Source organism: Neisseria weaveri (assembly GCF_900638685.1).
GTDB lineage: Bacteria > Pseudomonadota > Gammaproteobacteria > Burkholderiales > Neisseriaceae > Neisseria > Neisseria weaveri.
The window spans coordinates 405,678-428,345 of the sequence record NZ_LR134533.1 but is presented as its reverse complement, the minus strand read 5'-3'; the positions used below and the strand labels follow the sequence as shown (position 1 = coordinate 428,345).

Here is a 22,668-nt window from a genome sequence, read left to right as displayed (position 1 = left end):
GGCGGGTAACGGTTGCAGAGAACCGCAGCGGGTGTGTCATGTCGGGACTGTATTGGCTTTTCGGTTTACTGCATTTTATTGAAGATTTAAAGCCTGTTTGTTTGAAACGGATTTTTCGCAGCCAACGGATAAATCGGTTTTACGGCTAAAAAACCTTAAGGCATAAGACGAAAATTTGATAAAATTTCGCGGTATTTTGTTACTTTCATGCTTGAGAAGGAAAAATATGTCTTTTTTAGACAGAAAAAACACCATTGCCCCAGCAGATTTCAACCGCTGGCTGGTTCCGCCCGCCGCGTTGGCCGTGCATTTGTCTATCGGGCAGATTTATGCTTATTCGGTGTTTAATGATCCGCTGACCAAAATCATCGGTATTACTGAATCGGCTGCCGGAGATTGGAAATTGACGACAGTCGGCTGGGTATTCAGTATCGCGTTGGCCATGCTGGGGGCTTCGGCTGCTTTGTTTGGTACTTGGCTGGAAAGGGTAGGGCCGAGAAAAGCGATGTTTGTTTCCGCATGCTGCTTCAGCTTGGGATTTATTATTTCCGCAATCGGCGTGTGGATGCATAATTTGTGGCTGTTTTATTTGGGTAACGGCGTATTGGGCGGTATCGGTTTGGGTTTGGGCTATATCGGTCCGGTGTCGACTTTGATGAAATGGTTTCCGGACAAACCGGGTATGGCAACCGGCTTGGCGATTATGGGTTTCGGCGGCGGTGCGATGCTGGCTTCTCCCTTATCGGTGGCTTTGATTAATTTCTTCAGTAGTCCTACTTCGGTCGGTGTGGCGGAGACGTATGTGGCCTTGGGGATTTTTTATTTTATATTCATGATGTTCGGTGTGTTTACCATTCGTGTTCCTGCTGATAATTGGAAGCCGAAAGGTTTTACTGCTCCGGCAAAATCGAAAAAAATGGTCAGCCAGAATCATGTCAGCGCGGCGCAAGCAATCAAAACACCGCAATTTTGGCTGCTGTTTTGGATTTTATGTCTGAATGTGACGGCGGGAATCGGAGTGCTGGGTCAGGCTTCGGTGATGATTCAGGAGCTGTTTTCTGAAGTATCCGTAGGCAAAGAAGCTGCTGTCAGCGTGGCGGCGGCGGCCGGATTCGTCGGTTTGTTGAGCTTGTTTAATATGGGCGGACGGTTTTTCTGGTCCAGCATTTCGGACAAAATAGGCCGTAAGAATACATACACGATTTTCTTTATTTTGGGTTCGTTGTTGTATTTTATGGTTCCTTCCATCGGCGAGAGCGGTAATAAGGCTTTGTTTGTTATTGGTTTCTGCGTGATTATGTCGATGTATGGCGGCGGTTTTGCGGCGATTCCTGCTTATTTGCGCGATTTGTTCGGTACTTTTCAAGTGGGGGCGATTCACGGCCGATTGCTGTTGGCTTGGTCTACGGCTGCGGTATTGGGACCGGTGTTGGTCAACTATATCCGTCAAAGTCAGATTGAAAGCGGCGTACCTGCGGCGCAGGCATACAGTGTAACGATGTATATTATGGCGGGTTTGTTGGTGGTAGGTTTGCTGTGCAATTTGCTGGTTAAACCTGTGCATGAAAAGCATCACGACAAAACGGTTAAGCAGTCTGCCGAAAGTAGAAACCCCGAAGATGAAACCACTTTGTCCGATGCGTATTTGGTGGTGGATAAAGTATCGCACGGCGGCGGCAGGGTATGGCTGTATTGGCTGGTGGCGATTGTGCCGCTGAGCTACGGTGTGATTATGGTTTTTGCCAAGGTATTTGATTTGTTTAAATAACTGCTTGGCGAACATCGGAAGAGGCCGTCTGAAATTTTCAGACGGCCTCTTTTATTTATCTATGTGGATATTTGAGCTGGTTAGAACTTCATCTCCATCGAAACCGTTACGTTTCTGCCCGGCGCGGCGTAGCGCGCGTAGTTTTCCACTTTGGTTTGTTGGTTTACCGCACCCATGGCCGATTGGCGCACGTTTTCCCATTGGCTGTAACGGCGGTTGGCCAAATTGTAGATACCGGCGCGCAAAGTCATTTTGTCTTTCAGGTTCACATAACCGCTGACATCGAAAACATACCAAGGTTTGGTGGCTTTCTTGGTGGCGGATTCGTTGTGGACGAGGTAGCCGGTTTTACATACGGTTTGCAACTCGTTGGGGTTTTTGGCTTTGGAATACGTCATCATGCCGTTTACGCCCCATTTGCCGCTCGGCGCATCGTAGCCCAAGCCCAATACATAGCGGGAAGGTTGGATGGCATCAAACAACATACCGCAGGAATGTACGAAATAGTCTTTGGTCAGCGAGGCTTTTTTGAGCTTCACATGGTTGTAGGCTACGGTGCTGTACAGGCCTTCGGGCAGTTTGTCGGTAATGCCGTGCCAATCGACCTTGCCGACGATATTGATGCCGTCGGTGGTGGCGTTATACATATTGCGGTAGCCGCGGGCTTTTTCGGCGTTGGTCAAACCGGCAACGTTGGGGTCGATGTGGGTCAACCCGATCAAGCCTTTGTACCGGTTGCGGAAATAGCTGGCTTCCAGATGGCCGAAGCCGCCTTTGACATGGACGCCGAATTCGTTGTTTAAGGCTTTTTCGGGTTTGAATTTTCCGACATAGTGCGCCTTGTCGTTTATGCCTTTTTCAAAGCCCGATACGCGGTAGCCGAACAGTTCTTGGAAGCTGGGTACGCGGAAGCCGCTGGAGATGCGGTGTAAGAAGCTCAGATTGGAATTGGGTTTGAATACGAAACCGCTGTTCCATGAGCCGTTACGGAAAGTGCCTGAAGCCGTCCATGAATCGTCGGTGGTCATTTTGTGGTAATCGTAACGTGCGCCCACGCCCCAATCGACATATTTACCCAAGCTCATGTGGTCGCGCAGGCCGATGTGATAGCTGTGACCGTTGATGATGCGCGAATGGCAGCTGCTGACGCCGACGAAATTGTTGTAACGGCACAGGTTGAATTTTTCGACTCTGGGGTTTTCCAAACGGTAAATATAGGGGTTGCTTTTTGAGCCGTCGGCTTGGTCGTTCACATACACAACATCTTGTTGGCTGTTGAGGGCGTAAAAATCTTTGCGGTCGAGCTTGGATTGGAAACGGTCGAAGCCTGCGTTCAGATGCAGTTTGTGCGAGGTATGGGCAAACGAGAGTTTTTTCTCTGCTTCGAGATTCAATGCGTTGTGTTTTTCGCCGTAAATGCTGCGTTCCGATTCGTAAAACGACCACGGTTTGTCTGTACCGGGGCGGCAGTTTTTATCGACTGCGGGATAAACCGAGCAATTCACGTCGCTGCGGAGTGTGTCGAGCGTGATATTTTGGCGGTCGAGGCTGATTTTGGCTTGATCGACAAAGGTGTTTTTGTCGGGGTTGTCATAACGGTATTCCAAGCCGTTGCGGGTTTTGCGGTGGTGTTCGTCGAAATAGCGCAAGCGCGAGTAGCCCAAGCCGATGTAGCTCCATTGGTCGGTCAAACCGCGTTGGATGGTTTGGCCGTTGTCGATATTTTCGCCGAAGCGGTAAACCCCTTGCGATTTGCCGGACGCGATGCGGGTTTTAGGGTTCCAATATTGCTCGAAGGCCATGTCGCGGATGTCGTAACGCTGGCGTGTATTTTCAAAAATGCCGCCGAGGTAATGGCGCGGTGTGAAACGGTAGCCGCCGCGAACCAGCCACGACCGGCTGCCGTAGTCCATCGGATTGGGCAGGGCGCGTTTGTTGCCGGTGTATTGTGCAGCGGGGATGGTTTCGGTTGTGAGGTATTTTCTGCCGGAGAGGTGTGGGAGAGCGGGCGCAGTTTGTCGCAATTGGCTATATCGGCACACTAGCCTTCTAAAGCAAACCAATCGTATCGGGCGTCATCGCCTTCATAAACGTAGCCGTCTAAGCGCGATATGGTTTGCGGCTGATTGCCCGCATCTTTGTGCGCTTGGGTTTCGTGGCCTTGGCGGTGAGTATAAATTGCCAAGCCTTCAAAGCCGTTCAGACGGCCTGCTGCGGCTATTGATTGGGTAAATAGTTTGTTTTTGCCGCTGTATGCGGTTTTGGTATCCAAGCCCCAGTTTTGGCCTTCTTTGATGATGTCGTCCGCTTCTTTGGTGCGGAAAGCCAGCGAACCGCCCAACGAACCGCTGCCTTGTTCGGCAGAGTTGGCGCCTTTGTTGATTTCGATGGCGGTAATGTTTTCATATTCGATTTCGTTAATCGCGCCGCTGGTGGCCGATGTGTTGTCAACGGTATAAGACTGGATTTGCGGCAGGCCGTCCACCGTTAGGCTCACGCGGTTTTTATCCGCCCCGCGCATCGAGTAGCCGCTGCTTGCGCCGCGCCCTTGCTCGACAACGGCGATGCTCGGGTCGTAACGGGTTAAGTCGCGGATGCCCAATACTTGTTCTTTATCGAGGCCGTCTGAATTTTTAACGACTTTGCCCAAGCCGGTAACTTCGGTGTCTTTACGGCGCGCTTTTTTCTTGCCTTTGACCACCACTTCGTTCAACTGCACGGTTTCCGTTACGTCGGTATCGGCGAAGGCCGGGGCGGCTGCCGTGCAAGACAGCACGGCCAAGCATACGGCGGTCAGGCGCGAGGGGAAGGTGTGGTTATGGATGTGTTTTGCGGTATTCATGTTTTCTCCCAATAATATCTGAATGTGTCATGCGTTCGGTTTATTGCACGGATACTTGCCGTTTGGCACCGAAACTGCCGCCCACTTTGTCTTTGCCTTCTTCGTTGCTGTGGAATACGCCGCCCAGCTCTGCTGCTTTGGGGCCGTAAAAACCGCCTTTGACTTCGGCATCCAGATGGACACTTACCGAGTTGGCCGTGCTGCCCGGATCCAAGATAAAGCCTTGGTCTCTGGTTTTGGCGCGGCCGGTAAAGCCGTTGCCTTCAATTTGGGTCAGGATATTGAAGGTCGGCAACGCACGGTCTTGCGCGGTCAGCTTGCCTTGGAGCGTTTTGGCACCGAAGTCCACGTCGAACTCTGCGCGGCTGCCGCCTTCTTTGTTGTTGGGAGATTTGCTCCAAACATGACCTGTTTTACTGATGATGTGTGCCTGCCAACTGCCTTTGTAATGCGCGGTGCCGGTGGGAATATCTTTAACGGGTGTACGCTCGCCTTGGAAGAAGAACGACGCACCGTCTTTATCCTCTCCTGCGGCCGTCTGAAAAGTACCGAACTTGAGATAGTCGAGATTGCTGCAACATGAAAACAGATTCAGCGTGCGGTTGCCGTCTAAGACGTATTTCAAGGTCTCCAAAAACGATTTCGTGTCCGTACCTGCGGCGGGCAGCAACGAAAAGGTTTGGCCTTTAAACACGAATTTGCGGGCGTCGCCGAAATTGTCGGCTTGAGTGAGGTTCAGGTTTTGGAAGTCGATATGGTAGGCATCGATGATTTTGTCGGTTTTCTCGTCGGCCGCTTTCTCACGCTTACCCGCCAACACGCCGAACAGCGAATTGTCGTCGGCTAAAAACTTACCGGCCAATTCTTCCGCAGCCGGGCCGAAGAAGCCGCCTTCCAAATTGCCGTCTTTACCGAAATAAAGGTCGTCCTTGTTGCCCGCCTCTACGCGGCCTTGAAAGCGGTTGCCTTTGATATCGGCTTTAACTTTGTAACGAGGCGTGCGTTCTTGTGCTTTATCGGCAAGTTTCTTATGGTTTTTATACAGTGTGCCCGTCAGGCTCTTGTTGGCAAAATCGACTTCCAATTCGCTGCTGTGGCCGACTTCGCCTGTGTTTTTATCGGTATGAATCGAGTCGTATTCATTAAACGAAACTGCGCCGTAATTGCTGCCCACATTTGCAGCCGTGCCGGTAAAGCCGGTGCCGGCTCTGCCTTGGCGCGCATCGGTCACGAAATCTCATGTACCTTTGTAAGTCGCTTTGACTGACGCCGGAAATGCCTGCGCAGGCTGAACACCTTTGTAATAAACGTGGCCGATGCTGCCGAACAGCACTTTTCTGGTAATGCCGTTACCGAAATCGCCGTTCACAAAATCCAAGCCCACATTGGCATCGGCCACCCATCCCGAGCGCACATACTCCAAATCGCGCTTGCGGTGATCGCCCGCACTGTTGTCGTGCGAATGGATGAGCGAACCGGTGTATTTATTGTGATTTTTAATGTCTTTAACGTAAGGAATATCCAAATCGCCGCCGATACGTTTGATGTTTTCAGGCGTCAACGCCACCCGCTCTTCCGACAACGTGCCGGCCAAGCCCGTACCTCGACGCGGGATTTCTATCGAAGCGCCCAAACCCGGCTGCATGAAGGCAGACACTTCTTCTTCTGTGCGCGGCTGGGTTTTCTCGTCTTGAAACTTAGGTTTTTGCGGTTCGGACTGCGGCGCATGGACATCTTCCAAACCGAAATCGCCCTTATTGGTAGCACAGGCGCTAAGAATAAAAGGGAGGCACATTAAGATTCCCATTTTTTATTGAAATACATAATAGGTATCCTATTTTTGATGTTAATGAAAATTATTATATTTTATCAAAAGTAAGTATTTTGTAAATAAATTATGTTGTTTGATTATGATTTTTAAATAATAAACTTGGGAATTAAATGGGAAGGGGAAGATATGAAGTGTAGGAAGTCGGCTGTAATTTTTATTATGGCGCGCTTAATAACCACCGGCTGTACGGTTGTTAAGGTGCATCGTTGGTATTTGGACAGGCTGTTTTAGAAAGTGAATGTGATAAAAAGGCCGTCTGAAATTTTCAGACGGCCTCTGTCTTCAGGTAAGCATAAAAGATAAGTGTATAAGAAAAGCCGTATTCCGTTATTGGGGAATACGGCTTCAAAATGATTCAGACGGCTTTTAAGCCGGAAAGGAAAGATTAGGCACCGTAAACAGGCAGTTTTTCACACAGTGCGGTCGCTGCTTTGGCAACGCGCTCCAAAGTAGCTGCATCTTCCGGATTTTCCAAAACATCGGCCACTAAATTTGCCAGTTCGCGTGCCTCGGCTTCTTTGAAACCGCGGGTGGTGATGGCTGCCGTACCTACGCGGATACCTGAAGTGACAAATGGTTTTTCAGGATCGTTCGGGATAGCATTTTTGTTGATGGTGATATGTGCTTTGCCTAAGGCTTCTTCCGCAGCTTTGCCGGTAATATTTTTCGCGCGCAGGTCTACCAGGAAAACGTGGCTTTCGGTACGGCCGGAAATAATGCGCAAACCGCGTTTTACCAGCTCTTCAGCCATAGCAGCGGCGTTGATTTTCACTTGTTTTGCGTATTCTTTGAATTCAGGCTGCAATGCTTCTTTAAATGCTACGGCTTTGGCCGCAATCACGTGCATTAAAGGACCGCCTTGCAGGCTTGGGAAAATAGCCGAATTCAGGGCTTTTGCATGGTCTTCGTTGCGGCACAAAATCACGCCGCCGCGCGGGCCGCGCAAGGTCTTGTGGGTTGTGGTGGTAACGAAGTCGGCAAAAGGAACCGGATTCGGGTATTCGCCGGCGGCAATCAAGCCGGCATAGTGTGCCATGTCGACAAACAGGTAAGCACCGACTTTATCGGCGATTTCGCGGAATTTCGCCCAGTCGATTTCCAAAGCATAAGCAGAAGCACCGGCAACGATCATTTTCGGTTTGTGTTCCAAGGCCAAACGTTCGACTTCTGCATAATCCAGTACTTCGTTTTCGTCCAAGCCGTAAGTGATGGCGTTATACAGTTTGCCGGAAATGTTGACTGACGCGCCGTGAGTCAGGTGGCCGCCGTGCGCTAAAGACATGCCCAAAATGGTGTCGCCGGGTTTCAATACGGAAGCATAAACGGCTTGGTTGGCTTGAGAACCGGAATGCGGTTGCACGTTGGCATAGGCAGCACCGAACAGTTGTTTTACGCGGTCGATGGCCAGTTGTTCGGCGACGTCCACATATTCGCAACCACCATAATAACGTTTGCCGGGATAGCCTTCCGCATATTTGTTGGTCAACTGGCTGCCTTGTGCTTCCATGACGGCGCAGCTTACATAGTTTTCCGATGCAATCAGCTCGATGTGGTCTTGCTGGCGCTGTACTTCGTCAGCGATGGCGGCAGCTAATTCGGGATCGTATTTTTCAATGGTGATGCTTTTTGAAAACATGCTTTAAATTCCTTTGGGAAGTTGCATAACAGAAAATTTTCAGACGGCCTCAAATGCTCTCGGCGGCCTGTAAACGGGATAATTTGAGTGCGGTTATTGTAACTGAATTTTCATGTGATGTAGATGAAAAATTGTCAGATTGTCAACAAAGTTTGCTAATGGAAGGCGTTCGGATGCGGCATGGAAAGCCGTTGCAACGGCAATGCGGTCGTATTGAATTTTGCTTGGTACGATGATTTTTTTACAGTACGAAACAGCTTGTCTGCCCCGGAATTCAGACGGCCTAATCTTGTATGGTAAAACGGATGGCGGATAAAAACGGCAGCGGTCAGGCTGCCGTTACCGTTTTTCAGAAAACGTAAACATTAATCCTGCTGCGGTTTTTCTGTATTCCAATCCGTGCACAGCCAGCCTTGCTTCGGCAGCAGGGCGTGGTTGCGCGGTGCGTAGGTATTGCTGTAATAACGGGCAAATTTTTCACGGAACGGGAATTTTTCACGTGCTTCGCCGAAAGCGGTCATGGTTTGCTCATATTGTGCGAGGCCGTCTGAAATAATTTGGTCGTCGGGATAACGGTTTTCCGCATAAACCGCTTCTTCGGGCAGGCGCGGTTTGAGGTTCATTTCAATATCGGGCACGCCGATGCACAGGCCGACGATAGGGAAAGTGTTTTTCGGCAGCTTCAGCAGCTCGACCAATTCCGGTGCGATGTTGCGGATGCCGCCTGTATAACAGGTGGCGTATCCCAAGCTTTCGGCAGCGATAACGGCGTTTTGTGCGGCAAGCGCCGTGTCGGTTACCGCCGTAATCAGGCTGTCGGGATCGCCGGCTGCGGTAAACGTGCCGTTGTAGGCTTGGCCGGATAAATCGGCGCGGTGTAAGTCGGCGATAAAAATCAGATAGGTGCTGCATGTGGCAATTTGAGGGTTGGCAGGTTGCTGTTCTGCAATTTGCTGGCGCAGTTCGGGGGAGCTGATATTTAAAATCGTATAGTGTTGGCCGTTCATCCAAGACGGAGCCTGACGGGCGCAATCGATGATGGTTTGCAGGTCTTCTGCGGGTAATTGGATGTTTTCTTTGAAATGACGGTAGGTGCGGTGGTTTTTGATGGTTTCGACAGCGCTTTTCATGGAGGCTTCCTCATTCTGAAAGATGGCTTGATTGTATGTGCCGCAATATTTTCCGTCCAGTCCGGCCGTGTTTGTTTTTTGTCAAAAAAGTCTGAAAGTCGCCGGTGAAAATCAAGAGAAAGACTGGATAAACATGGCGGCTTTGTTATAATGAAGCTGGATTTAGAAAGCAGCATTGGATAAGTTGCTTATTTTACTTTTCTCAAAGAGGATAAATTATGTTCCCAGAATACCGCGAATTAATTTCAAAATTAAAGCAGGAAGACGCACACTTCGCCCGTTTGTTTGACGAGCACAACGAATTGGACGACAAAATTACCGGTTTGACCAACAACCCGGTAACCAGCGGTTTGGATGAAATCGAAGAATTGAAAAAACAAAAACTGCACCTGAAAGATCAGTTGTACGTATTGTTGAAAAAAGCAGAAGCCGAAGGCAAATAATCGCTGCTCCTGATTTTAAAAGGCCGTCTGAAATTTCAGACGGCCTTTTGTATGTAAAGAAAGGATTTAAAGTATTGAAATGTCTGTTTGACCGATAAAACCGGATGGTTTATTTGGAATTGTCCAAATGATAGATTTGGGTAACCGCATCAATCAGATTGCTGTCTTGGGCGGAAGCTTTATTGAGCGTGCGCGTTGGAGAGTGCAGGAGCTTATTGGTTAACTGTACGGAAAGGCGTTCAAGCACTTCTTCCGGCGGTGTGCCTTTAGCCAATTGTTTCATGGCATTTTCCAGAACATACAGTCGTGCGCGTTCGCCTTCATCGCGCAAAGCACGGATTAGGGGGACGCTTTCGCGGCTTTGCTGCCATTCTAAAAACTCTTCTACTTTGCGGTTGACGATTTCTTCCGCTTCGGCCGCTGCTTTTTTCCGCGCTTCTTGGCTGCTTTGAACAATGCGTGCCATATCGTCGACCGTGTATAGGAAGGCATCGTCAAGCTCGGCAACTTCGGCTTCGATGTCTCGAGGAACAGCCAGATCAAGCATAAACACAGGCATGTTTTGACGCAGCTTCAAGGCGCGTTCAACCATGCCTTTGCCGACTAAAGGCAATTCGCTGGCGGTGGAAGAAATCACAACATCGTATTCATGCAAAATGTCGGGCAGGGCGGACAGCAGTTGCGGCTCGGCCTGCACGCCTAATTTTTCGCACAGTTCTTGGGCGCGCGGCAGGGAGCGGTTGGCTACGGTCATCAATTTGGGGTGTTTGGCGGCAAAATAAGTGGCCACCAATTCAATCATTTCACCTGCGCCGATAAAGAGAATATTCAGGTCTTGGATGTTGGGAAAAATCTGTTCCGCCATTTTAACGGAAGCGGCGGCCATGGATACCGAATTTTCGCCTACGGCCGTGCCGCTGCGGACTTCTTTGGCAACGGAAAAGGTTTTTTGAAATAGGGCATTGAGAGAGGAGCCGAGACTTTGCTGCTCTTGGGAAGTGCGTACGGCATCTTTGAGCTGGCCGAGAATTTGGGGTTCGCCCAAGACCATGGAGTCTAAACCGCAAGATACACGGAAAGCGTGGCGGACGGTTTCGCGGTTGCCGTAAATATAGAGATACGGACTGATTTCTTCTACGGACAAATGATGGTGTTTCGCCCACCATTCGATAATGGTTTCGCTGTCGCCAAAGCAATAGAGTTCGGTACGGTTACAGGTGGAAAGAATAACGGCTTCGCGGACGGCATCAAGAGACGACAAGGCCTGCACTGCTTCGGGCAACCCGGCAGCGGCAAAAGCGAGTTTTTCGCGGATGCTTAAAGGGGCGGTTTGATGGTTGAGTCCGATAACGGTAAGTTGCATTGCTTCGAGTGACAGGGAATAACCAACTACGCATTATAGCTTAAGTTGGGATTGAAAAAAATGCTTGATACGCATAGATTTTTTTAATAATCAGGCGGATAAATACAAGGTTCATAAACCGGCTGCGGAGGGTTGGCCAAGCTCAAGCAGAAGTAAAACGCCCATTAAAAGCTAATGGGCGTTTGTTTTTTCAGACGGCCTGTTTTATTCGTCTGCAAACAGATTCTTAAACCAAAGCACGATGCCGTCGTACAAACGTCCGAACCAACCGGCTTCTTCAACGGCATTCAGAGCCGTGACTTCTTTTTCAGCCAATACTTTATCGCCGTTCATGATTTTGAGTTTACCCAATACCTGACCTTTATGAACCGGTGCTAAAACAGGCTGAACGGTTTCTAAAATCGGCTTGATGTTTTTGCCCTCTCCGCGTGGCAAAGTGATATAGGCCGCATCAATAAAGCCGACGTTTACGGCGTTCGATGCACCTTTATATACTTTGACTTGAGAAATGGTTTGGTTGGCTTCGTAAAGTTTGGGCGTATCGAAAGACTGGAGTGCCCAGTTTAACAGTTTGCTGCTTTCGGCTGCGCGTGCTTCAGTGCTGCCGGTTCCGACCACAACGGAGATGACGCGGCGGCCGTTGCGTTTGCTGGAGGCAACCAGATTGTAACCGGCACTGCTGGTATGGCCGGTTTTCAGACCGTCGACATCGGCATCGCGGTAAAGCAGCAGGTTGCGGTTGGGCTGTTCGATATTGTTGTATTTAAACGATTTGATGGAATAAATGGGATAGTATTTGGGGAAATCTTTGATGATGGCTTCGGCCAAAATCACCAAATCGTTGACACTGGTTAAATGGCCGTCTGAAGTTAAGCCTGTGCTGTTATGGAAAACGGTTTGGTTCATGCCCAAACGCTTGGCTTCCGCATTCATTAGGTCGGCAAAGCCTTCTTCACTGCCGCCGATGGCTTCGGCCAATGTAATGGCGGCATCGTTTCCGGATTGTACGATCAAGCCTTTCAGCAAATCGCTGACGCTGGCCGGTTTGCGGACATCGAGAAACATGCGTGAACCTTCAGCTTTCCAACCACGCTCAGAAACGGTCAGCATTTGTTCGGGTTTCAGTGTGCCGTTATCCAGTGCTTTAAAAGCCAAATAAGCGGTCATCAGTTTGGTTAGCGAAGCCGGTTCGATTTGTGTGTTTAATTCTTTTTGGGCCAGAATCTGGCCGCTTTGAACGTCTTTGATTACGTAAGCCGTCGCGGCAATTTCAGGAACGCCGGCCTGCAGGGGTGAAATTGCCGGTTGAGAAGCTGCCGGGGCAGGAGCCGCAGCGGTAGATGGAGCAGCTGCAGGTGCGGCCGGTTGGGGGGAGGCAACGGCCGAGCCGATTATTAAAGAGCTAACGGTTAATGCAATTAGGTGTTTTTTCATGGTTTAAAGCTTTGCGGATAAATAAATTATTATTGTTGAGGCCGTCATTTTCAGACGGCCTGTAGTCGTTCTATATTTCTATATAAGGGCAGCAAGCAGGGGAAACCGAAGTTTTGAGATAAATGGCCGTCTTCAAACTGCTTGGCTGAAAACGCCAGAATTATTCTGATTGGATATTCAAGCCAGGATATTCGGCTGTAAAACGAGGCGCATGCTACGTTTATATGCTTTCTGCAAAGGGAATAATTATACCGATAATTACTTGCAATGCTAACATTTTTCTTGATTTCAGACGGCCTCAGGGGTATGGTTTACCTTTATTTACCGAGCAGCCGGCCGGGGTTTGTCGTAAACAAACTTTGTTTTCCGTTGGGTTGTTTTCGGTGTTGCTGATGTTGTCTGTGGGTTGAATGGGTAATATCAGCTTTAAATAACCAATATATTATTTTGTTGATTAACTGCCAGAAAATTTTATGAACGTCAAACCTTATTCCGACTACCTGATCCGTACTTTGACTGCTTCCGTTTATGATGTTGCCGTAGAAACGCCTTTGGACACGGCGCGGATTTTGTCGCGCCGTGTGAACAATAATGTGTTATTGAAGCGTGAAGATCTGCAGCCGGTATTTTCTTTTAAGATTCGCGGTGCTTACAACAAGATGGCCAAGCTGCCTAAAGAATTGTTGGAAAAAGGAGTGATTACGGCCAGCGCGGGCAATCATGCGCAGGGCGTTGCTTTGTCTGCGCAAAAATTAGGTTGCAAAGCAACGATTGTTATGCCGAAAACCACTCCGAAAATCAAAGTGGATGCGGTTAGAAACCGTGGTGCGGAAGTGGTGTTGGAGGGGGTGTCTTTCAACGATGCTTACGACCATGCTATGAAGTTGGTTGCCGAGAGCGGGCTGACTTATATTGCGCCGTTTGACGATCCTGATGTGATTGCCGGGCAGGGTACGGTTGCGTTGGAGATTTTGCGGCAAAACCCTGCCGATATCGATGCGGTGTTTGTGCCGATCGGCGGCGGCGGTTTGGCTGCGGGCGTAGCGGCTTTTTTGAAGCAGGTTCGTCCGGAAGTGAAAGTAATCGGCGTTCAAACAGACGACTCTTGTGCCATGAAGGTGTCGATTGAGCAAGGTAAACGGGTGGAGTTGAAAGATGTCGGGCTGTTTTCAGACGGCACGGCAGTTAAGCTGGTAGGAGAAGAAACTTTCCGTATTTGCCGAGATTTGTTGGATGAGATTATTACGGTCGATACCGATGCGATTTGTGGTGCGATTAAAGATATTTTCGATGATACACGCAGCATTACCGAACCTGCCGGAGCTTTGGCATTGGCCGGTTTGAAGGCTTATATTTCCCGAAACGGCGTGGAGGGGCAGACCTTGATTGCGGTTACCAGCGGTGCCAATATGAATTTCCACCGTTTGCGCCATGTGTCCGAACGGAGTGAATTGAGTGAAGGTAATGAAGGTATTTTGGCGGTATCGATTCCGGAACGTCCGGGCAGCTTCCTGGCGTTTGTGAATGCGTTGGGCAACCGCAATATTACGGAATTCAATTACCGTTATGGTGATGACGAAGTTGCCCATATTTTTGTCGGTGTGCAAACCGCCGGTGCGCGTGATTTGGTCGATATCCGTGAAAAACTGACCGAGGCAGGCCTGCCCAACGCAGATCTGACCAATGACGAGGTAGCGAAAATCCACATCCGTTATATGGTCGGCGGACGTTCGCATAAGGTGCAAAATGAACGTCTGGTAAGCTTTGAGTTTCCGGAAAGACCGGGGGCATTGGCACGTTTTTTAAGCCATATGCAGACGGATTGGAATATTACTTTGTTCCATTACCGCAATCATGGCGCCGATTACGGTCGAACGCTGGTGGGCATTGATGTTCCGCCTCAAGATGATGCGGCTTTTGCCGAGTTTTTGGAAAACTTGGGTTATGTTCATCAAGATGAAACGGATAACCAAGCGTATAAATTGTTCTTGGGTTAAGACGATTTAAAATCGGTTGGTGAGTCATATTGAATAAAAAGGCCGTCTGAATTTTCAGACGGCCTTTGGTTATCAAGGCAGCTTATTCTTCTTCGTGAACCATGCCTTCTAAAGCCAGCATACGCTGTTCTTCGGCTTTTGCAGGCTGCTCGGTTTCATCAAATACTTTTGCCAGCGCAAGCCGTGCCTGTACGGTCGGTTTCACCGAAAGACTGGCTTCCAAATAACCTTGGGCTTTACCCCATAACTGTTTCTGATACGACATTTCGCCTAAGTGGCGCAGCAGTTGTTCGTCGTCGGGATGGGCTTTCAGCCACTCGTCGGCTTCGTCCAGCAGTTTTTTCTGCTCGTTGCTGTTCAGATATTGGAGACTGCGCATAAACGGCTCGAGCAGCTCGGTACTGCGGTTTTGCGGATAATGCTGTTTCACCCACTTTACAGCCTGTTTATACATGCCCAAGCGGTCGTATTTTTCTGCGATTTCAATACACAATTCACCGGCTTTGAAGTTATCGGGAATCCGCTTCATGCATGCTTTCATTCCTTCGGGGTCGGAAGCGAGAGCCAGCAGGCGGCGGTACGCCCATTCTTGGTATTGTGCGGCTTCGTAATCATTTAAAGCGCCGGCTTTGCTCAGCTTGTCGGTTTTGTCCAAAACATCCAAAGCGTTGCCGTGATCGAAAGCATAACGGAGTTGAAGGCGGACCAGTCTGGTCAGACTCGGGTTGATTTGTGCCGCAGCAATCAAGTTGCTTTCTGCTTCGGGGTAGTCGCGGCGGTTTAAGGCCGATTCAGCCAGCAAGAGATAGCGCGACAATTGCTGTTTGGTCGGAAGAATGCCGATGTCTTTCAGATAACGGTCGCGCAATTCCATATCGTTCATTTGGTCGGCGGCGTGCGCTCCCAACATTAAAGCCAAAATCCGGTTGTCTCCGGCTTCTTGGTTGCCCAATACTTTTTCGACTTCTTGGCCGGCTTTTTGGAATTTGCCTTCAAAAAAAGCCAAACCGGCACTGTTTAAATGTGCGGATGCCTGACGGCCTTTGCGTTTGGTGCCCAAACGTTGGAGTCTGCCGGGGATATTGAGAATGCCGGCAATCAGGCGGATCAGAATATAAAGTGCGACAACGGACAGAATCAGACCCAGAATAAAAGCGTGAAGGTTGATACGCAACATGGTCTGTTCGGCAACAATGTAAACGTTTCCGCTGTAAGTGCCTGCCGCTACGGCCAAGCCGACGGCCGCTGCAAACAGGACAATAATCCAAATCAAGCCTCTCATGCGGTTTCCCCTTTCACGGCAGGTTCCGATGCCGGTTTGTTATCGGCTGGTTCGGCCGGTTTGTCGGTTTGTGCAGGGGCGGCGGTTGTTGCTGCCGGTACGGGTTCGGATGCGGGCGTATTTGCCGGAACTGCAGCAGAAGCTGCTTCTGATGAGGCTGCATCAGGTGCAATGGCGGCAGGGGCCGTTTGCGAGGTTCTTACCGTGTCTTGATACGTACGCACGGCGGTTTGCGATGCTTTTAAGGCATCATCGGAAATCATGTGGACGTTTAAGGTTTTCAACTCCGCCAATTCTTTCAGCCATGATTGGGTGGCGGGCGAACGCAGATCGAAATATTGTTTGACGCTTGCTTCAACGCTGTTCAAGTCGCTTTGATACACTTCGCCGTTGTGCTGCATCAGTGCGGTACGTGCATCCAGCAGTCTGAGCCGCAGGTTTTCGCGGATAAAGTAAATCTGTTCGGGCGCAATCAGCATGGCATCGTTATTGTCCAAACGGCGCAATTCGACCATGCCTTTGAGGGAAGACAAAGCTTTGTTCCAAGCGGCCTCCCACCAAGGCAGATTGGCGGCGGCAGCGTTTTCCTGAACGGCTTGTTTACCCGGATTCAGTGTGGCATCGACAACCAGCGGCAGACCGGCGACTGCAGTTTCCAAACGGTCGAGACGTAAAGATGTGCCGGAAATATCCAGATAAGGACGGTTTTTCAGTCCGGTTAAGTCGTTGCTGATGGCTTGCTTGATCGGCAGCAGCTCGGGTTGGTCGAAGCGGCTTAAGCGGTTTTCGATGTTTTCCAAAGCGATAACCGCGGCGGATACGTTGCCCGACAGGAGCAGTTGCTGCGAAGCCAGATTCAGCATTACTTCGGCTTCGTCAACCGCCCAATTGGTGCGGCTTTTGAGCAGTTCGCCGTAGGCTTTTCGGGTGGCGGAAATTTGGTCGGCCTGAAGCTTGCTTGCAGTGGAAAGTTGCGACAAGGTGCTTTCTATTTCGGCGTTTTTACGCAGGGTGTCCTGCAGTAGCGAAGCGTTTTGCGATTCGCCTAACGCGGCCTTATCCAAACGTTGGTTGAATGCCAGCTCTTGAGTTTTCAAGGTATTTTGCCCTTGAACAAATAAGAAGCCGCTGGCGCCCAGGCCTAAAATAGCCAAAACCAAAGCACCGGCCGCCAGGCCTTTGCCTGATGATTGTTTGATGACTACCGGAGCATTGGTGGGGACGTTGTGTTTTTCAGTCATGGGTTTTTCTATTGCTGGAGTGGATCGGGGGGAACCCTGTTGGGGTTTGTCGGCAGGTTTGTTTTCCGGCTGTGTGCGGACGGGCTGTTCAGTCGTTTTTTCCGGTTCTGCCGCTGTGTGTGCTGTGCCGTCTGAAGATACGGTAATGATGGGTGTAGATGGCGTAGTGTCCTGGCCGTTTTCGGACAGGGTGTTTTCGGGTTTGCTCATAAAAACTCCGTACAACGCGTTAAAGTCTGCATATCCAGTTTCCGTACTATCTCGATTCGTTGAACGCCCATAGTACGCAAGGTTTCGGCTATGCGTGGATGATGGGTTAAGTATAACAAGGTTCTTAACGGTTGGGCTAATTTTGGCGGCGCGAGTTCAAATAAGGCACGTGCGGCTTCTGCGGACGTGATGTAAGCGGCTTGCGGCGGACTTTGTGCGAATACCGACCAATCGGGCATTTGACGTTGGCGGGAATAGACTTCGGTAATGTGGACGTTGAATCCCTGTTTTTTCAGATTTTCGGCCAGATAATTACGGCCGCCTGTGCCGCGGACAATCAGAATATCGGCTCTGGGTTGGAGTTGCTGCCAAATAGGCAGGCGTAAAACGGCTTCGCTGTCGTTGCCGTCTTGCGGTGCGTGGACAGGGTTTGCGCAGAATGGTTCAAGCTTGCGGCGGCTGGCTTGGCCGACGGCAATATGGTGCATGAGGCCGTCTGAAAAATCGAAGTAAGGCGCAGCAATTTCTATGGCGCCGGGACTGACCCAAAAGACGGCATCCATATTCATGCTGTGTTGTTTGAGTGCGGTTAAGGTTTCGAGATGCGGTTGCAAAACAATGGGGCTGAAAGGAACGGCATGCCAGCCGGCTTGTCGGCAGACGGCAATGTCTTCGAGAGTTTGGTTGGGCGGACGGACAATCAGAATGGTGGGCATACGCTGTTTTTTCAGACGGCCTCTTTAGTTTTCAATGGACAAGAGGCCGTCTGAAAATTTTAAGGTTTTATTGTTCGTTCAATACGGCTTGGATGACTTCCATAGCGCCGTCGTCAATCAGCTTTTTGGCAACGGCGCGCCCTAAAGCGTCGGCGTAGGCAATCGGGGCTTGTGCTTGTGCTTGCAGGATAACGGAGCCGTCGGGGTGGCCGACCAAGCCGCGTAAGGTCAACATGCCTTGTTCTTCGGTGCAGTAAGCGGCAAGCGGCACTTGGCAGCTGCCGTCCAACGCACGTGCCAACGCACGTTCGGCAGTAACGCAGGCATTGGTAACGGCGTGGTTGAGCGGATTGAGCGTTTCCAGCAAATCCAGTCTGTGGGAAGCGATTTCGATGCCCAACGCGCCTTGACCGGCGGCCGGCAGGCTGTCGAACGGCGATAAAATCACGCGTATCCGCTTTTCTAATCCCAGCCGCTGCAAACCGGCGGCCGCCAAAATAACGGCATCATATTCGCCGTTATCCAGTTTGGACAGACGGGTTTGCACATTGCCGCGCAGCGGACGGATGTTCAAATGGGGGTAACGTGCACGCAGTTGGGCTTCGCGGCGCAGGCTGGATGTACCGACTACCGCGCCTTGCGGCAGTTCGTCCAAGTTGTGGTATTGATTGGAAACAAACGCGTCAAACGGGTTGGCGCGTTCGCTGATGGCCGCCAAAGTAAATCCTTCGGGCAGAATCATCGGTACGTCTTTGATGGAATGGACGGCCAAGTCGGCACGCCCGTCCTGCAGGGCTTGTTCCAGTTCTTTGATAAACAGACCCTTGCCGCCGATTTTCGACAAGGTTTTATCCAAAATCTGGTCGCCGCGCGTGGTCATGCCCAGAATTTCGATTTTGCATTCGGGGTAAAGGGTTTGCAGACGGCTTTTGATATGTTCGGCCTGCCACATTGCCAATGCGCTTTCACGACTGGCAATAACGAGTTGTTTCGGTGTCGTCATAAGGTTTTGTCGCAAATAGGAATCAGATAAACGTTGCAAGTCTATCATGTTTGCTGTTTCTGTTGGCGCGAAAAAACCGGTTTGTGTTTTCAGACGGCCTTTTCCGATACAATAACCGGCAAATAATAACCCTGCCGAAATTATGTCTAAAAAAATTCTGATTATTTCCCCCAGTTGGATCGGCGATTGCGTGATGACGCAGCCGCTTTACCGCCGTTTGCACGAGCTTTACCCGGGTTCGGTAATTGATGTTTTTGCGCCGAAGTGGTCGATGGCCGTCTTTGAACGTATGCCCGAAATCAACCGCATTTTTGAAAATCCTTTCGGACACGGTGCGTTGGAATTGAAAAAACGCTGGCAGGCGGGCAGGGAGCTGGGCAGAAACGGTTACGATCAGGTTATCGTGTTGCCCGGCTCGCTGAAATCGGCCGTTATCGCGCTGGCCACCGGCATTAAGCAGCGGACGGGATATGTCGGCGAATCGCGTTATTTGTTGTTGAACGACATCCGCAAACTCGACAAAGCCGCGTTGCCGTTGATGGTGGACAGATATACGGCGCTGGCTTATCCGTCGCAGGCCGAGTTTAACGGTTATTCGGGCTATCCTTTGTTTAAAATCGATCCGCAAAGCCAGAGGGCCGCACTGGAAAAACACAGTCTGAAAACCGATAAGCTGGTTTTGGCGTTTTGTCCAGGTGCGGAATACGGCCCGGCCAAACGCTGGCCGGCGGCCCACTTTGCCGAGTTGGCACGCCGCTATATCCGTAAAGGCTGGCAGGTTTGGCTGTTCGGTTCGCAAAAGGACTTCGACATTGCTGAAGAAATCAATCATTTTTCAGACGGCCTTTGTGTCAATTTGTGCGGTAAAACTTCTTTATCCGAAGCGGTCGACTTGTTGGCCTGTGCGGAAACTGTGGTATGCAACGACAGCGGCTTGATGCACTTGGCGGCTGCGTTGGGTCGGAAAGTAGTGGCGGTGTACGGCTCGTCAAGCGCCGACCATACGCCGCCTTTGAGTGACAAGGCCGAGATTGTCAGCCTCAATCTCGAATGTTCGCCTTGCTTTAAGCGCGAATGTCCGTTGGGGCATACTGATTGCCTGAATAAGCTGACGCCCGATATGGTTGAGCAGGCGGCAGAAAATATGGCGGAGAAGTTTGGCAGATAGCTTCGGTTGCGTTACGGTAAAAGCAGTTCGTCTGTCCGCCGGGTATTGCGAGGCCGTCTGAAAATTTTGCCGTTTAAAGTTTGGGTGAAGAATACGGAACAGCCCTTGGCAAATGTTTGCTGAGGGCTGTGTTTTATTTGGGGATTCGCATTCAGGCTTTGCGGTTCAGAATAGCCGGTGCAAATTGCAGAATGGTGTCTTTCAGCGCAATCAGCTTGCCGTGGAAAAAGTGGGAGGCTTCGGGAAGCACCGTCACAGGCAAGTTTTGCGGTGCCGCCCAGCGCAGGGCTTTGTCCAATTCGACGACTTCGTCTTGTTCGCCGTGTATCAGCAGGGTTTGGCTAATGTCGGGCGCGTCGGGTTCGGGCGTGCGCGTGTAGTGTTTGACGGCGGGGGCGAGCAGCAGCAATAGGTCGGGTTGGCGTTGTTGGGCGGCGAATAGGGAAACATAGCCGCCAAACGAAAAGCCGCTGAGTACGAACTGTTTGGCTTCGGGATGTTGGGCGCGGGCATAGTCGATAACGGCGATGCAGTCTTCGGTTTCGCCGCGTCCGTAATCGTGCGAACCTTCGCTGTTGCCTACGCCGCGCAGATTGGGGAGGTAACAGTGGAAACCCAACGAAGCCAAAGCTTTGGCGGCGGTTTGGATGACTTTGTTGGTATTGGTGCCGCCTTGCAGGGGATTGGGGTGGTTAATAACGGCAACACCTTGTTCTGCACCTTGCGCGGGAATATAGATGGTTTCCAACAAACCGGCAGGACCGGGAACGGAATGGAGAAGATTGGCTTTCAGCATAGTGTGTTCGTTCCGAATGGGAGGCCGTCTGAAAAAGTATGGTTTTTTTCAGACGGCCTGAAATGAAATAAAGTTATAAATAAAAATGTTTACCGTTGTTTTGATTATTGGCTTTCAAATCACACAACATGCGTTTGAAGTCCAATCCGTATTGCGTGCTTAATTTTTCGGCGCGTTTTTTCAGATTGTCGATATTCTGCTCTTTTGGTGATTGTTGAAATGCCATGACCGCCATATTGCCGTGGCTTTCTGCCGGCAATTCCAATACACGGCCGTCGAATATATTCAGCAGGCGTTCGACAAAACGCTGATAGCGTTTATCGCCGCTCCACCAGTTGGTCACGAAAATGCCGTTGTCGGATAAGGCGTGGCGGCAGTCTTCAAAAAATGCTTCGCCGACCAACGCATCGATAATCTGCTCTCCGTCAAAACCGTCCACCAAAATCACATCGGTGCTGTGCCTGAGGGTTTTAATGTATTCCGCGCCGTCCGCTTCGATGATTTCAAACCGTTCGTCTTCAAAAGGCAGCTCGAACAGGCTGCGGGCAACATTGATGACTTGCGGATTGATGTCGATGGCTGTCTGGCGGGTTTCGGGCAGATGAAAATCGAACCAGCGCGCAAAAGAACCGCCTCCCAAACCGATTTGGGTAATGTGTGCCGGTTGGGCTTCGGCAAACAGCAGCCAACCCATCATGGCCCGGCTGTAAGACAAAACCAATTCTTCCGGCTTGTCCAAATTCATGGAGCTCTGAATGGTTTCGCTGCCCAAATGAAGTGAACGGATATTGTTTTCTTCGGAAATGCCGACCTCGGGCAGATGGAATTTGGACGAACGAAGACGGCGGTAGGGGTGGCGGTGCATATAGCGGCTTTTGATTGAAAAAAGGAGGTTATTTTAATACAGTTGGCCGCTTTGCGCAGCAGTTATCCCGCCGGTTTGGGAAAAAAACGGGCAGTATGCAAATATACGAATAAGTTTTTTGTAATTTAATTAACATAGAAAACAAATATTTAATTTCTTTTATGAACTTTTTTGAAAATAACGCTTGCTATGATTTGGAAACATCTGCATAATAGCGACTTCTTCAGCCGGTATAGCTCAGTTGGTAGAGCAGCTGACTTGTAATCAGAAGGTCCCGAGTTCGACTCTTGGTGCCGGCACCAAATAAAAAAACAGCAGCTTTTATAGCTGCTGTTTTTTTATTTGTATTTGCCGTGCGGATATTAACGGGATGCGGTTTTGATGTTTTGCGGTTAAGCAGACGGCTTTTCCTGCCGGGCGGCAAGCGGTATAAATGAAGACAATGGATAAGATTTCGAAAATGTCGTTTTAATGGTTTTTTTCTTTCCGATGATTTTTTCTGCGACAGCAAAAGGCCGTCTGAAATTTTCAGACGGCCTTTTGCTGTGAAACAGTTTATGTCAGATCAAACCATGCTGCTTGGCTATTTACAATCGGCAGGCAGGAAGGTGTTGTCGGACTAAAATCAGGCTTTCAAGACTTCTTGCAGCTCGCCGGCTTCATACATTTCCATCATGATGTCGGAGCCGCCTAAAAATTCACCGTTTACATACAGTTGGGGAATGGTTGGCCAGTTGCTGTATTCTTTGATGCCTTGGCGGACTTCGTCGTTTTCCAGTACGTTGACGGTAACAAAATCTTCGCAGCCTGCGGCTTGCAGCAATTGTACGGCACGGGATGAGAAGCCGCATTGCGGGAATTGTTTGGTACCTTTCATAAACAGCACCACGCGGTGGGTGGTCACCACTTCTTTGATTTGTTCTTGAATGCTCATTTGATTTCC

At 50.0% G+C, this 22,668-nt stretch carries 19 protein-coding genes and 1 tRNA gene; 5 read left to right on the top strand and 15 right to left on the bottom strand.

What is annotated here, in order from left to right:
• Nucleotides 1-226: 226 nt before the first annotated feature.
• Complete coding sequence (locus tag EL309_RS02070) at nucleotides 227-1,768, top strand: L-lactate MFS transporter (protein WP_004285080.1); 1,542 nt, start codon at nucleotides 227-229, stop codon at nucleotides 1,766-1,768.
• Nucleotides 1,769-1,848: 80 nt separating this feature from the next.
• Here the strand turns inward: EL309_RS02070 and EL309_RS02065 are convergent, their stop codons facing one another.
• The 6 genes from EL309_RS02065 to EL309_RS02040 form a co-directional block, all read right to left on the bottom strand.
• Entirely contained in the window at nucleotides 1,849-3,792 is a 1,944-nt protein-coding gene (locus EL309_RS02065; protein ID WP_164717525.1) for a lactoferrin/transferrin family TonB-dependent receptor, read from the bottom strand.
• A gap of 17 nt (nucleotides 3,793-3,809) precedes the next feature.
• Entirely contained in the window at nucleotides 3,810-4,610 is an 801-nt protein-coding gene (locus EL309_RS10820) for a TonB-dependent receptor plug domain-containing protein (RefSeq protein ID WP_050793688.1), read from the bottom strand.
• 40 nt (nucleotides 4,611-4,650) lie between these two features.
• Nucleotides 4,651-5,841 carry a transferrin-binding protein-like solute binding protein gene (locus tag EL309_RS02055; RefSeq protein ID WP_004285083.1) on the bottom strand — a complete coding sequence of 397 codons (1,191 nt, stop codon included), beginning with the start codon at nucleotides 5,839-5,841 and terminating at the stop codon, nucleotides 4,651-4,653.
• Nucleotides 5,842-5,847: 6 nt separating this feature from the next.
• A complete protein-coding gene (locus EL309_RS02050) occupies nucleotides 5,848-6,405 on the bottom strand; it encodes a transferrin-binding N-lobe domain-containing protein (protein ID WP_004285084.1) in 558 nt (185 codons plus the stop codon).
• 421 nt (nucleotides 6,406-6,826) lie between these two features.
• Nucleotides 6,827-8,077: a serine hydroxymethyltransferase gene (gene glyA, locus EL309_RS02045; RefSeq protein WP_004285085.1), complete on the bottom strand. Its 1,251-nt coding sequence runs from the start codon at nucleotides 8,075-8,077 to the stop codon at nucleotides 6,827-6,829.
• A gap of 365 nt (nucleotides 8,078-8,442) precedes the next feature.
• Complete coding sequence (locus tag EL309_RS02040; RefSeq protein WP_004285087.1) at nucleotides 8,443-9,207, bottom strand: nitroreductase family protein; 765 nt, start codon at nucleotides 9,205-9,207, stop codon at nucleotides 8,443-8,445.
• A gap of 218 nt (nucleotides 9,208-9,425) precedes the next feature.
• Here EL309_RS02040 and EL309_RS02035 point away from each other — a divergent pair, with 218 nt between their 5' ends.
• Nucleotides 9,426-9,650, top strand: a complete 225-nt coding sequence (locus EL309_RS02035; protein WP_004285089.1) for a YdcH family protein — start codon at nucleotides 9,426-9,428, stop codon at nucleotides 9,648-9,650.
• 109 nt (nucleotides 9,651-9,759) lie between these two features.
• Here EL309_RS02035 and hemA read toward each other — a convergent pair whose 3' ends face one another.
• Both hemA and EL309_RS02025 read right to left on the bottom strand, forming a co-directional pair.
• On the bottom strand, nucleotides 9,760-11,013 hold the full coding sequence (hemA, locus tag EL309_RS02030) for a glutamyl-tRNA reductase (protein WP_004285090.1): 1,254 nt from the start codon (nucleotides 11,011-11,013) through the stop codon (nucleotides 9,760-9,762).
• A 204-nt stretch (nucleotides 11,014-11,217) separates the two neighbouring features.
• Complete coding sequence (locus tag EL309_RS02025) at nucleotides 11,218-12,447, bottom strand: D-alanyl-D-alanine carboxypeptidase family protein (RefSeq protein ID WP_004285091.1); 1,230 nt, start codon at nucleotides 12,445-12,447, stop codon at nucleotides 11,218-11,220.
• Between the two features lie 473 nt (nucleotides 12,448-12,920).
• Here EL309_RS02025 and ilvA point away from each other — a divergent pair, with 473 nt between their 5' ends.
• Nucleotides 12,921-14,444, top strand: a complete 1,524-nt coding sequence (ilvA, locus tag EL309_RS02020) for a threonine ammonia-lyase, biosynthetic (protein WP_004285093.1) — start codon at nucleotides 12,921-12,923, stop codon at nucleotides 14,442-14,444.
• An 82-nt stretch (nucleotides 14,445-14,526) separates the two neighbouring features.
• Here ilvA and EL309_RS02015 read toward each other — a convergent pair whose 3' ends face one another.
• The 4 genes from EL309_RS02015 to hemC form a co-directional block, all read right to left on the bottom strand.
• Nucleotides 14,527-15,726: a heme biosynthesis HemY N-terminal domain-containing protein gene (locus EL309_RS02015; protein WP_004285094.1), complete on the bottom strand. Its 1,200-nt coding sequence runs from the start codon at nucleotides 15,724-15,726 to the stop codon at nucleotides 14,527-14,529.
• Entirely contained in the window at nucleotides 15,723-17,177 is a 1,455-nt protein-coding gene (locus EL309_RS02010) for a uroporphyrinogen-III C-methyltransferase (RefSeq protein ID WP_004285095.1), read from the bottom strand. The genes EL309_RS02015 and EL309_RS02010 overlap by 4 nt, the downstream gene beginning before the upstream one ends.
• Entirely contained in the window at nucleotides 17,174-17,893 is a 720-nt protein-coding gene (locus EL309_RS02005; protein ID WP_004285096.1) for a uroporphyrinogen-III synthase, read from the bottom strand. The genes EL309_RS02010 and EL309_RS02005 overlap by 4 nt, the downstream gene beginning before the upstream one ends.
• 67 nt (nucleotides 17,894-17,960) lie before the next feature.
• Entirely contained in the window at nucleotides 17,961-18,896 is a 936-nt protein-coding gene (hemC, locus tag EL309_RS02000) for a hydroxymethylbilane synthase (protein ID WP_004285097.1), read from the bottom strand.
• A gap of 142 nt (nucleotides 18,897-19,038) precedes the next feature.
• Here hemC and waaF point away from each other — a divergent pair, with 142 nt between their 5' ends.
• Nucleotides 19,039-20,064 carry a lipopolysaccharide heptosyltransferase II gene (waaF, locus tag EL309_RS01995; RefSeq protein ID WP_004285098.1) on the top strand — a complete coding sequence of 342 codons (1,026 nt, stop codon included), beginning with the start codon at nucleotides 19,039-19,041 and terminating at the stop codon, nucleotides 20,062-20,064.
• A gap of 151 nt (nucleotides 20,065-20,215) precedes the next feature.
• On the opposite strand, the gene EL309_RS01990 is transcribed toward waaF, so the two are convergent.
• A complete protein-coding gene (locus EL309_RS01990) occupies nucleotides 20,216-20,860 on the bottom strand; it encodes an alpha/beta hydrolase (protein ID WP_004285100.1) in 645 nt (214 codons plus the stop codon).
• A gap of 73 nt (nucleotides 20,861-20,933) precedes the next feature.
• Nucleotides 20,934-21,725, bottom strand: coding sequence for a polyamine aminopropyltransferase (locus EL309_RS01985; protein ID WP_004285101.1), 792 nt, complete (start codon nucleotides 21,723-21,725; stop codon nucleotides 20,934-20,936).
• Between the two features lie 226 nt (nucleotides 21,726-21,951).
• Between EL309_RS01985 and EL309_RS01980 the strand changes: the two genes are divergently transcribed.
• A tRNA-Thr gene (locus EL309_RS01980) sits at nucleotides 21,952-22,027 on the top strand.
• Between the two features lie 323 nt (nucleotides 22,028-22,350).
• Here EL309_RS01980 and grxD read toward each other — a convergent pair.
• Nucleotides 22,351-22,659, bottom strand: a complete 309-nt coding sequence (gene grxD, locus EL309_RS01975; protein ID WP_004285102.1) for a Grx4 family monothiol glutaredoxin — start codon at nucleotides 22,657-22,659, stop codon at nucleotides 22,351-22,353.
• Nucleotides 22,660-22,668: the final 9 nt, after the last annotated feature.